Origin of the sequence: Paraburkholderia sp. RL18-085-BIA-A, assembly GCF_046027075.1 — a bacterium.
GTDB lineage: Bacteria > Pseudomonadota > Gammaproteobacteria > Burkholderiales > Burkholderiaceae > Paraburkholderia.
Window position 1 is genome coordinate 33,236 of sequence record NZ_JARESU010000034.1, and the last position, 11,963, is coordinate 45,198.

Sequence of the window (11,963 nt, forward strand, 5' to 3'; positions counted from 1 at the left end):
CAGCGACTACACCAATCGATAAGTCTACGCAGCAGCGGCCACCGCTGCTACGCCAAACGTCAGTTCCTGGTGCGCAACGTCAGGCTCGGCACAGCACAACACAACACAGCCGTTAAACGCGTACCGTAACCTCCCCCTCGCCGGCCTGCAAAGTGACACTTACTCCAGGCTCACCAACCATGCGCTGGTCTGGCCAAGGTCGTAATCCGGCCAAGCTTATCAAACTGGCGCGCTATTGCTGAATGAGATTGCAGGTTCGGCAAAACTTCAGCGCGCGGTTTTTTTCGACATCGCGACGACTCATCGCCGTCTTGCCGCGAAGCGGATCGCTATGCCGTTTCAGTCAGGTTAACCCCGCATAGCGAGGCGCGCAGCCGCTGCTTAAGATCGCCGCTGTTACCGGTAACGTTAAAAAGAGTTATAAAAACCTCGAATGAAAAAACACACGACCAGGAGACAGTGAATGCGCGCCCAACGGACTTCGATACGCCTTTTCACCCTTGCCACTGCGCTGTGCTCGGTTGTTTGGGCCGCTGGCTGCGCGAACACCCAGGCGACGGCCGCGCACGACGGGCCGCCGCTTGCTGCGACGCCTAAAGAGATGCCGCCTCAACTGCGAAACGTCATGGCCGCGCATTTCAAGGTCGGCGCAGCGATCGAGCCGGACTCGATCGAAAGCCCTGCCGACGCCGCATTGCTCGCCGCCCAGTTTTCCAGCCTGACCGCCGAGAACAAGATGAAGCCGGGCACGATCGGCGTCGCCGAGGGCGAATACAACTTCGCGCCGGCCGACGAGATCGTTGCGTTCGCCGAGGCGCACGGTATCGCGGTGCGCGGCCACACGCTCGTGTGGCATTTCAAAAGCGGCGACTGGTCAGAAGCGCCCGCCTGGTTCTTTGCCGGCGACTCCAAGGATCCGCACTATCACGACATCGTGGCAGCGCGGTTGCAGCGATATGTAACCGACGTTGTCACACATTTCCGCGGCAAGGTCTATGCGTGGGACGTGGTCAATGAAGTCATCAGCGATGACCCGCATCAGCTCTATCGCGAGGACAGCCCGTGGTATCGCGCGCTCGGCAAAGACTACATTGCGGTTGCATTCCGTGCTGCGCGTGCGGCTGATCCGAACGTGAAGCTCTATATCAACGACTACAACACGGACGATGCCGGCAAGCGCGCGAAGCTGCTCTCCGTGGTTCGCGAGTTGCGCGCCGAGGGCGTGCCGATCGACGGCGTGGGGCATCAGATGCACATCAGCGTGAACTAGCCGCCGCTGCCGAACATCAAGCAGGCTTTCGACGATGTCGCCGCACTCGGACTCGAGAATCAGGTAACGGAACTCGACATGAGTCTGTACACCGATTCCGGCGAATGCTGGAGTAACCCGCATGCGTGTCTGCCCGACCTCGGTCACGCAGTGCCGAACGACGCGATGCGCGCCCAGGCGCAGCGCTATCGCGCCGTGTTCGATCTGTTCGAGCACGAACCGAGCATCAAGGCCGTCACGTTCTGGGGTTACTCGGACAAGCACACGTGGCTGACTTCGACGCCGGTGCCGCGCACGAATCTGCCGCTGCTGTTCGAAGCCAACCTGCAGCCGAAAGAGGCCTTCTGGACGATCGTCGATCCGGCTTATCAGCCGTGACGCATCGCGGTGTCACGGCTCATATGAGCCGACCTCGTTGAGTTCCGGCAACTCGTCCGCCGCCTGGTCCGGCTGCCCGGCGGCGGTTTCGTGAGAACGCTCGGGCGACTGCACGACTGGCGGCGGCATCTTGCCGATGCCTTCGTCGATCCGTTGCAGGACATATGGGAAAAACGGATTCGACGCGATCCGGAACATCGAGTCGAGCGTGAGAATCAACGTGCCGCGCTCGCCGCGCGGCGCAAGCGTGCCGAGGTTCTCGTTGAAATTCTCCTCGTCGCTCGGGGCGATGCCATAGAGCGCGTCCGTCACCGGGAACGGAATCGCCACGTGCGATAACGAGAAAATATCCTGTGGATATTCGATGCTCAAAGGCTTGACGCGCGTTTCGACTTCGCCTGCAGCGACGCTGCGCTCGACGGTCTGGCTCGTGTCCGGCGCCGCGTTGGCGATGACCGTGGTGCGATAGTTCTGCGGACCTGTGCGCAGCAGCCGCGAGAGCGCGGTGTACGACGCCACGCGCAGAAAGGTCCTGAACCTCACGCTGCGGTTCACGTCGAACAACACGACTTCACTACCGTTCTGCGGAAGCTGGTCGTATAGCGACGACATCACGGCCGGCGTGCTGACGGTGAAATCGGTCACGGACTGGAATGTCAGCACGGGCGGCAATGCAACCAGCCGGTTCTCACGATGCAGCCTGATGATCTGCTCCTGGATCGTACTCGTGAGCAGGTAGGACTGGCGCGCGCCGTTGACCGGAAACGAGTTGTATTTGAACGGATTGAACTCGGGTACGATGCCGAGCCACGCGGCCCGCGCGAACGCCGGGAACACCGACGGCAGTCCGGCGAGACCGGCGAAGCGGGCGTAGCGGGTCACGCCGATCATCGGCGAGACGAGAATGACGCGGGTCGGGCGCGAAAGCGCGGGGTTCTCGACGGAATCCAGCGCGTATTGCAGCGCGAGCGCGCCGCCGTTCGAGAAGCCGACCAGTTCCAGCGGCTTGTCAGGACCGATGCGCCGGCGCGCTTCGCGCACCGCGAGCCGCGTGGCGGCGGCCCACTCGCGCCATTCGACCCGCGTGAGTCCAGCCGGCACTGTGCCGTGCCCCGGCAGACGGATGCCGATCGCGACAAAGCCCCGGTCCCGGTAGCGGCGCGCGATGTGCCGCAAACTGAACGGCGAATCCGTCAGGCCATGCAGCAACACCACGGCGCCCACGGGCGGCCCGGACGGTTCGAGGATGTATGAGCGGTTCCAGTTTTGCGCGAAGTGCTCGGGATAGATCGGCGAGCCTTCGTAATAGCGGTTCGCCGGCACGCGCTCGGCTGGGGTCAGTTTTTCGACGACGTTGGTGCGCACGTCGTCGAAAATTCGCGACTCCGCCTTGAGGTAGGCATTCCAGTCGCCGGCGTCCATTTCCTCGATTGTCATTTCGCGCGGCACATAGGTGTGCCAGACCGCGAGTTCCGGAGCACGCGTCGAGTACCATGCGCGCAACCCCAGCGCGGCTACCATCAGCAGGACCAGAATCAATGCACTTATCTTTATTACCTTCAGCGACGTGCGTAGCATTCGTGCTCTCTTGGTGAGGGTTGCAACGGCCTGCCAGGCGATGATCCGCCACATCCGGAACACAGCAGGATCAGTCTACGCTGCTACGCCGCGTCGGCGTCGGCAACATGAAAGCAAGCATCGGCGCCCTCGGTGCCGGCAATGAGCATCGCTCGGACCGACGCGTCGTGCCGATGGCCGACGCGATCGACCCATACGATGATCGCCTTCCCGTTCGGCGGCGGTCATCGCGTGCGTCGTTTGAAAGATCCCACCCAGATATCCTAAGGTCTTTTACCCGTCCGTTCAAACTCTGCTGCAATTCAATGGACGGCTGCGCCGTATGCGCCGGAGTCCTGACGCTTGCTTGCAATGCCGTGCTGTTTGATGAGTTGGGCTGTGGGGTTGAACGCATGCATGCCTGAGTTGCCGGGCAGTATGCCGGCCGTAAGGCGAGGTCGAGCGAAGAAGCTGTTCTGACAGCCGCGTTTCACTGTTTGACGTGGGATGCGGCGTGAAGGCGGCAAAAGAAACGTGTTGATTAGCGTCCACTCGCGGCAACGTGCTTGCCGCGCGCAGCATTGCCTGACAGCCAGTCATGCGAGCGACAACGCACGACGCCGCTGCGTGCCGAGGCTCGGCGCAGAGCGCTTTCGAGGAACCCTGCGCCCCAAACTGGAGCGCGAGGCGTGTTGCATGGCCCCAACGCTCCATCAGCCTGCCTACTGCCGACCACCCCTGATATTGCCCGCCACGCCACCGGCAGCACCGCCGATCAGCGCGCCGGTCCACGCGTCGCCGCCCGAAATCGCCGCAATGCCTGCGCCGCCCGCCGCGCCGATCGCCGCACCGCTCATGGTGCCCTGCTGCCGCGCGCTCATGTCCGTGCAGCCGACCACGACCACAAAGGCCCCAATGCCCACGATCCATCCAAATCGTTTCATGATCGTCTCCTTTATGGGTTTTTCTTCAGGCCTGGCACGACCATTTCGAACCACAAGGTCTCGATCACCGGGTGCTGGATTCTCGTGGGATTCGCGGCGTACCAGTTGTCGAGCCCCTGGCGCACGCTGTCGAGAGTTTGACCTTGCATGCCTTTGGCGAAGCGCGGCGCGATATCCTTTTCGGCGGACTTATTGCCCGCGTAGTACGCGCGCTCGATTTCAAGCACATTGGCGACGCCGACGAGATATGCCTTCTTGGCTTCATCCGACGAGTGGACCCATTGCTCGCCGGTGACAATCGGAATGCTATCCGCGCGGGCGACATTGCTCATCATTGCGAACGTCAGGAAAGTCAGAGATAACAGCGTTCGCCATTGTGGTCTAGTTGCCATCACGTACTCCATGGAAGTTATGTTCTCCAGCAGCCTGCGCCGACCGCATCCGGTGGCGTCGATCGTGTTATGTAGAGGAATGGTCTATGGGTCTGATCGGGTCTCCTTTTCCCGGTCACAACTGACGCCGGGGAGCCATCCGTTCCGGCCTTGCCGGGAATAGCCGCCAGCAGCCATCTGTCACACCGGACTGTTACTCCGCCGTCGCACCGAATGGCGGATGTCTACATGAAGAACTGGAATTGATTGCGGATATGACGCGTCGAGCGGCACAGCCGGTCCGGCATCGATGATGAGGCACGATATAGAGTCTAGGGCGTTTTCTATAATTTCCAAGCTCATTTCCACGCAATCCACGGAAGAGCGCGTTCGCCTCGCAGCACAATACAATGCAGCTTGAATCCGAAAGAAAACGGCGCCGGTCAATCGGGAATAGAAGACATTCTCACCCGCTCATACCGCGTTGATTTCAGTTCCAGTAGTAGTGCAAACCGCCGATGACAGAAAGCCGATAAAGCTGTAAGAACTCCGATTGGGAGTTGCCGACATTCCATTAGCCGAATGCAAACAACTCGGCCGCGGGACTCAACTTGTAGATGAGCGACAATGCCAGATTTCCTCCATATGGCGCGTCGAATGCCTGGATATAGCGCAGCGTCAAATCGAGTTTATTGAACAGGTCCGTGCGGCCCAACTGCACCAATGCATCGTTGTCCGAGCAGGCTCTGCTGCGGGTTCAACGCCTGCCCCAACAAACCGGCGCCCGCCGCATTGCCCATTGCAAGCGCGGAATTGCCGGAGCGGATCGCATTCTGATCCGCCCGCCTCTCGCCGCTCGTGTAGCCGTCGCCGTTATAGAGCAGCTCCAGTGTCTGGGTCCAGCCGGACAGCAGCGTGTAGCTCACGCCTAGCAACGCATTGGCGCGCCATGAAGTGTCGCGCGTCTGATTCTGCGAGAACGTCCAGCCAGCCGGCGCCTGCGCATTCTGCTCGGCGAACAGCGCATTGCGCCCCTGCCCGAGCGACGCATCACCGTACAACAGCAGCGCGTCCAACACCGTCCACGTGCCGTATGCACCGAGCCAGTTCACGCCATTGTCGCGATGTGACACGAGCGCGCTTGCCGACACCGAGTCGCCGGTCCAGTTGACCTTGAGCGCCGTAACAGGAGAAAAGTAGGCCTTCGTCGTATCGCGCGTATCGACGTGGAAGTTGCTGATGCCTTCGACACTCCACGCCGGCGTGATCTGCACGCTCACGCGGACCATGTCCCGGCCGAGTTGCTCGTGAACGGGATCGGTCTTGCCCGTTTCCGCGAAAAACGGATTGCTTGGCAACATCAGTATCGCGCTGCCCCATAGCAGCACGCTGCGGCCCGCCTCCACGTTGACGTTGCCGGGCAACTGGCACGACAGGCGCCCTTCGTTCAGGTACGCGTCTGTCGTCGTGTGGGCACCCTCCCCCGGCGTACTGCCTCGCCAGACGAAGAACGCGCGCGGCTTGAGTTGCAGATAGCACGGATCGACCTTCAGCGTCAGATCTACCCTTGGGTCGATTTCAGCTCGGTTTCTCGGCAGCTTCGCGATCTGGTTGCCGGGATTGGCCAGTGAGTTCCGGTTGAGCACCGTCCCCGTCACAAAGCCGACGATCTGCGTATGCTGCTGAAAAACGATGCCGCCGGACCCACTGTCGTGCTGCCCATCGGCCGCCGATGCCGTCCCCGACATGTCCGTGCAAACCAGCGCGAACAGCAGCAACAGACCGAGCATGACGCACCTCGTCCCGCGCGGCTCATCGCGCAGCCGCCCCCCGGCCCGTTTCACATGCATGACTTCGATAGCCTGCGATCAGGGATCGATTCAGCGAACCGAGGCGATCATGCAGCGTTATAAAAAGACCGTTGTTCGGCTGGCTTCATTGCTTCTGGCGACCGCGATACCTGATTACCTGATAAAGAAAACATGAAGCGAGCCGCACGCTCACACGAAGCTCAATGCGTCGACGACTTCGATACGGGTCGCGCGATAAGCGGGATATGCCGCGCACAGCACGGCGAAAAAGCTCACCGCGAGGGCGATCGCGCCCATGCGCGGCCAGTCAAGGTCGATCTGCAGCAGTACGCGATAGGACGAGTTGGGCGGCGTATAGCCGATCCCGGATGCGTTGATCGCACACCCGGCGACGAGCGTGACGACGAGCCCGAGCAGAGAGCCCAGCAGCGCAATCCAGAGTCCCTCGAACGCGAATAGCCAGACCACGCCCGCATTGCTCAACCCGAGTGCGCGCAACGTGCCGATCTCGCGGGTACACTCGACCACCACCATCGACATCGTATTGGCCACGCTCATCGCGGAGATGACCAGCACGATGCTCGCAATGAACGAGAAGATCATGTCGAACAGGCCTTTCACCTGGGTATAGAAGCTCGACATCTCCTGCCACGTCCTGATCTCGATGTCGAAACCCTCGGCGGGCAATCGACGGCTCAGGTCCAGCTTCACCTTCTCCGTCAATGCCGCGCTGTCGAGCAGCACGATGAAGCGCTCCACCGAGTCGGTGTTCATCAGCGACTGTGCGAGCCCCAGCGTGGTTAGCACATACTTGTCGTTGGTGCCCGCGCTCCCCGTGTTGAAGATATCGACGACATCCGCATCCACCGCATTCGCCTGGCCGTCGATGGTCGACGCGAGCAGACTGAACGTCTCGCCCTTGTGGAGATTGAGCAGCGTCGCGAGATCCGACGACACTGCGAAGCCCGCTTGCCGGTGCCGTTCGAGCCGGCCGTCACGCGCTGCTGATGGTCGACGAAGCGCATTCGATGGGCGTGATCGCAGCCGCGGGGGCGGAACTGGCTTGACCGTTAGTTGCATACTGATAGCCGACTCTGCAACGACTCCATGCCCACGACGCCGCACCCAACTTGCGCACGCAGCTGGACCCGGCATTGCCCGCGCGGATGCCCTCTCTTGCCGCGCATTCGGCATTAACAGCCTTTGGCTTGTATTTGCAAAATACAGCGTATAGACTGTATATGAAATTTACAGGCTTTAACCTGTCAAGAGGTCGATGCAACTGCCGGAGATGAACCGTGGACTACCCTCTCAAGACACTGAGCCAGTTGAAGCCGATTCTGCAGGGCTTCAGGAAGGCCGCCGGGCTCACCCAGGCCGCCATGGCCAGCCATCTCGGCGTGACGCAGCAGACTTACGCACAACTCGAGGCCAATCCGGCCACGGTCAGCGTGGAGCGGCTGTTCAAGGTCTTGCGGGTGCTACAGGTCGATCTGAAGCTGACCCAAACCGCAGACGGGTCATCGGCAAGCAGCGTCGCCGGGGGAAAAGTCACGTCTTCCCCACGCGCCACGCAACCGGCAAACACTGCAGCGGCTAGCCGTCCTGCGAAAAACACGCCGGCGGCAGCGGCTGGCAACGTAAAACGCAAAACGCCATCGGCGCGCAAGCAGGAAGCTTCGTCCGCAACTCAGACGCGCGCCGCACGCCCTGCGAAACAAGCCGCCACGAAAACCACGCGAAAAGCCCGCGGCTCCACCGTGTCTAAAGCCCCTCGCGCCGCCGCGAAATCCCGCAGCGCCGGCAAGAAACGGGAGGACTGGTAAGCATGGCGCGCAGCACGCAACCCACCCGCCTGAACCTGTGGATGAACGGCTTGCCAGTCGGCCATTGGGAAACGACCCGCCACGGCGAACGCCTCGTGTATCGCGACGACTGGATCGACGATCCGCAGGGGCGCCCGCTGTCACTGTCGCTTCCTTTCACGCCGGGCAACCAGCCGTATCGCGGCCAGGTCGTCGTGGACTATTTCGACAACCTGCTTCCCGACAGCGAACCGATCCGCCGCCGGATCGCCGCGCGGCACAGGACCGGCAGCACCGCGCCATTCGCACTGCTTGCCGCGCTCGGTCGCGACTGCGTCGGCGCGCTGCAGATGCTGCCGCCGGACGAGACGCCTACCGACCTCACCAGCATCAGCGGGCGCGAACTCAGCGATAGCGAGATCGCGGGCCTGCTGCGCGGCACGACATCGACGTCCCCGCTCGGGCAACACGATCCGCTGGAAGATCTGCGTCTGTCGATCGCGGGCGCGCAGGAAAAGACCGCCTTGCTCCGCCATCGAGGCCACTGGCTGCTGCCCGAAGGCAGCACGCCGACCACGCACATCTTCAAATTGCCGCTCGGACTGGTCGGCAACATGCGCGCGGACATGCGCACGTCGGTGGAAAACGAATGGCTCTGCTCGCAGATCGTCGCGGCTTATGGGCTACCAGTCGCGCGTTGCGAAATCGCGGCATTCGAAGATCAGAAGGTGTTGATCGTCGAGCGATTCGACCGCCGCCCGTCCAGCGACGCAACATGGATCGTGCGGCTTCCTCAGGAGGACATGTGCCAGGCGACGGCCACCTCGGCGCTTCACAAGTATGAATCCGACGGCGGGCCAGGCATCGAGACGATCATGGAAGTGCTGTCCGGCTCTGCGCGCGCCGCGACAGACCGGCGCAACTTCTTCACGACGCAGATGATCTTCTGGCTGCTCGCGGCGACCGACGGTCATGCGAAGAACTTCAGCATCGCGCACTTGCCGGGCAACCGCTACGAAGCCACCCCACTTTACGATGTGCTTTCCGCGCACCCGATCATCGGCGCGGGCGCCGGCCGCTTGCCCGCGCAAAAGGTCAAACTGGCGATGGCGGTTCGTAGCAAGAACGTCCACTACCTGCTCAATCAGATCCAGCGGCGGCACTGGATTGCCGAAGGGCAGCGCGTGGGATTCTCCGCTGCGAGTGTGCAGACGATGATCGACGAGTTGACCGCGCGAACCGATGAGGTGATCGAAGAAGTGTCGGCGCAGTTGCCCGAGGGCTTTCCGATGGATGTGGCCGATGCGGTCTTCGGCGGCATGCGTCGGTTGAACACGAAGCTCGCGCAATCAACGTAAGCATGGTTGCGCGCGCCCCAGACTTTGAAGCACCGGCTACGGCGAATGGAACAGCATCACGTTGTTCGCACTCGCCGCCCGAATGGAGTCACTTTGTTCCAGCGACGATGTTGGAGATAGTCCAGTTGTTGGTCGATACCAGCACGTAGTCTCCATTGACCCCCAACCATTTTTGTCCCCGCGGCGGCGCTTTGAGTCCGTGGCTGCTCCAGTCATCCATCACGAAGTTGTAGTGACGGTATTCAGCGGGAATGCGCTGGCCCTTGTGCCAGTCGCGATGTGGAATCGACGGCATGACCTGCTGGCGCCCCGATGGGTTCGCCATGGGTGCCCCGCCTTGATCCGGCGGCGGACCTGCCGCGATTGCAATCAGAGAGACCCCGGAAAAGGAAAGAGCAACAAGCTGCACGACAATCTGCTTGTTCATGATCAAACCCCTCTACGGTGAAAGAAAGCTCAGGGTGTCACGGCGTGTAATGTCTTTTTGACATTACGATGACAACTCGTCCGTACGACCTGCGTGACTTATATGAAGATGGCCGTGCGTCGTTGCGACACCCACATTCAGCATGGACCGGCTACATGATTCGCAATGCCAAAAATCGGCGGCTCGATTGACGCCGATGTTCATTGCACCGGGCGTCAGATATACCAAATGCGATTTAGAAAGTCGCCAGAAAGGAAATAATATTTTCGGGGTTGTACCCGATGACGTTCAGATTATAGTAAATGAATGTTCGACTTCAAGCCGGCCTCCGCGCTCGCGGCATACACGCCGTAACATCAGCAATTGCCAGCGGTTCGTCGATGTTTGGTAAAAGCTCATCCGGATGAAATCGCCAATGCCGACTTCCATATCACGGTACCGGCTCACTCGTCCCGATGTGGCGACGCAGGCTCGGCCGCGGCATGTGCCTGCGCGGCCGGCAGCCGTGGCATACGGATGCCCGCATACGCGATGGCAATGGTCAGAAGCGGGCTCACAAAACAGAAAATGGCAAAGGGCGCATAACTCAGCGTGGACACACCCAGCGTCGCCGCCATATAAGCGCCGCAACTATTCCACGGAATCAGCGCACCGGTCGGCGTGGCCGCATCGCCAACGGCTCGCGACAGCACCACTGGCTTGTATCCCCGCTTCGCAAACGCGCTCTTGAACATTCGCGCAGGAAGGACGACCGCGATGTACTGGTCGGCGGTGACGATATTGGTAGCGACGATCGACGCGACCAGCGAAGCGACGAGCGCACCAGCCGTCTTTGCCTTTTCGATCACCGGCGCAATCAGGCGCTCCAGCACCCCGCATTTTTCGACCACACCGCCGAACGCCAGGGCCGTGATGACCAGCCAGATAGTGTTCAACATGCTGTCCATGCCGCCACGCGTCACGAGTATGTCGAGCGTGGCGTTACCGGTCGACGCTTTGTAGCCGCTCGCCAATGCGAGCCACACGCCTTTGAAAAGTGCGAGCCAGTCCGGCACGCCCTGCCTCGCCGAAGCAAACGCGATCACGCGCTCGGGGGCCACGCACACGGCGAGCACGCCCCCCGCCAGCGCGCCGAGAAAGATCGCGGTGAACGGCGGTATCTTGAAGACCGCCAGCAGAATGACGATGACGAGCGGCAGGAACAGCCACAACGAGATGTGAAACGCATCACGCATGGCTTCCAGTTCCGCGGTGGCGTCGAAATCGCCCGGCCGGCCGAGCGCGAGGAACAAAGCGAGCGTGATCACCATCGACACAGCCGACGTGAGAAAGGTTTCCCGCAGGTGCGGGTATAGTTGGGCACCGGACGCCGCGGCGGCGAGATTGGCCGAGTCGGAGAGTGGCGAAGACTTATCGCCGAAATACGCGCCGGAGATGATCGCGCCGGCCGCGATCGCTGGATTCAGACCCATGCCTTGCGCGATACCCATGAGGCCGATGCCGATCGTGCCGGCCACCGTCCACGAGCTGCCGATACTGACCGACACGACAGCGCAAATGGCGGCGGCCGTCACGTAAAAGTAATTGGGGCTGAGAAGCTTCAGGCCGTAATAGACCATCGCGACGAGCGTGCCGCTGAGCGCCCATGTGCCGATGAGCGCACCGACGGCGAACAGGATGAAGATCGCGCCGATGCCCGTACTGACACTCGCGGCCGCGGCTTCGCCGAGCGACGCCAGTGAATGCCCACGCCGCCAGCCGATGAATACGGCGATCATCGTGGCGACGACGAGGCCCACCTGGTTCGGCCCCCCGGCACCGCCATCGCCGAACAGATAGTACGAAAGACCCACCAGCACAACCAGGCTGGCGACAGGGATGATCGCCTCGGTCAGCGTGACCGGTTGAGGTGAGTCGGGTCTCTTCATTTGAGCTTGTCCCCGCATCGGCACCGACCGCTACCCATCCACTACCGCGCCCGCGAAGTTCGGCTTTGCAAACGCGTTGCGTGTTCGCTCTGAATCCGGCGAGCACGCAACGCG

Annotated in this window: 10 protein-coding genes and 1 pseudogene; 4 read left to right on the forward strand and 7 right to left on the reverse strand. The window is 61.5% G+C overall.

Annotated features, from left to right (window positions below; all coding sequences use genetic code 11):
* Positions 1-625: 625 nt before the first annotated feature.
* Positions 626-1,648, forward strand: a pseudogene (locus P0D89_RS23035) (endo-1,4-beta-xylanase).
* Between the two features lie 12 nt (positions 1,649-1,660).
* On the opposite strand, the gene P0D89_RS23040 reads toward P0D89_RS23035, so the two are convergent.
* Positions 1,661-3,226, reverse strand: coding sequence for an alpha/beta hydrolase (locus tag P0D89_RS23040; protein ID WP_408361533.1), 1,566 nt, complete (start codon positions 3,224-3,226; stop codon positions 1,661-1,663).
* A 107-nt stretch (positions 3,227-3,333) separates the two neighbouring features.
* On the opposite strand from P0D89_RS23040, the gene P0D89_RS23045 reads away from it, so the two are divergent.
* The gene (locus P0D89_RS23045) at positions 3,334-3,630 is read left to right on the forward strand and encodes a hypothetical protein (RefSeq protein ID WP_408361534.1); all 297 of its coding nucleotides are present in this window, start codon (positions 3,334-3,336) and stop codon (positions 3,628-3,630) included.
* A gap of 297 nt (positions 3,631-3,927) precedes the next feature.
* On the opposite strand, the gene P0D89_RS23050 is transcribed toward P0D89_RS23045, so the two are convergent.
* The 4 genes from P0D89_RS23050 to P0D89_RS23065 form a co-directional block, all read right to left on the reverse strand.
* On the reverse strand, positions 3,928-4,149 hold the full coding sequence (locus P0D89_RS23050; RefSeq protein WP_408361535.1) for a YMGG-like glycine zipper-containing protein: 222 nt from the start codon (positions 4,147-4,149) through the stop codon (positions 3,928-3,930).
* An 11-nt stretch (positions 4,150-4,160) separates the two neighbouring features.
* On the reverse strand, positions 4,161-4,541 hold the full coding sequence (locus P0D89_RS23055; RefSeq protein ID WP_408361536.1) for a hypothetical protein: 381 nt from the start codon (positions 4,539-4,541) through the stop codon (positions 4,161-4,163).
* A gap of 668 nt (positions 4,542-5,209) precedes the next feature.
* Positions 5,210-6,310, reverse strand: a complete 1,101-nt coding sequence (locus tag P0D89_RS23060; RefSeq protein WP_408361537.1) for a hypothetical protein — start codon at positions 6,308-6,310, stop codon at positions 5,210-5,212.
* A gap of 210 nt (positions 6,311-6,520) precedes the next feature.
* Entirely contained in the window at positions 6,521-7,288 is a 768-nt protein-coding gene (locus P0D89_RS23065) for an ABC transporter permease (protein WP_408361538.1), read from the reverse strand.
* Between the two features lie 341 nt (positions 7,289-7,629).
* On the opposite strand from P0D89_RS23065, the gene P0D89_RS23070 reads away from it, so the two are divergent.
* A complete protein-coding gene (locus P0D89_RS23070; protein ID WP_408361540.1) occupies positions 7,630-8,157 on the forward strand; it encodes a helix-turn-helix transcriptional regulator in 528 nt (175 codons plus the stop codon).
* Between the two features lie 2 nt (positions 8,158-8,159).
* Positions 8,160-9,494, forward strand: a complete 1,335-nt coding sequence (locus tag P0D89_RS23075; protein WP_408361541.1) for a type II toxin-antitoxin system HipA family toxin — start codon at positions 8,160-8,162, stop codon at positions 9,492-9,494.
* A gap of 88 nt (positions 9,495-9,582) precedes the next feature.
* Here the strand turns inward: P0D89_RS23075 and P0D89_RS23080 are convergent, their stop codons facing one another.
* Together P0D89_RS23080 and nhaC are read right to left on the reverse strand one after the other, a co-directional pair.
* Complete coding sequence (locus P0D89_RS23080; RefSeq protein ID WP_408361542.1) at positions 9,583-9,921, reverse strand: RcnB family protein; 339 nt, start codon at positions 9,919-9,921, stop codon at positions 9,583-9,585.
* 443 nt (positions 9,922-10,364) lie between these two features.
* A complete protein-coding gene (gene nhaC / locus P0D89_RS23085; protein ID WP_408361543.1) occupies positions 10,365-11,849 on the reverse strand; it encodes a Na+/H+ antiporter NhaC in 1,485 nt (494 codons plus the stop codon).
* Positions 11,850-11,963: the final 114 nt, after the last annotated feature.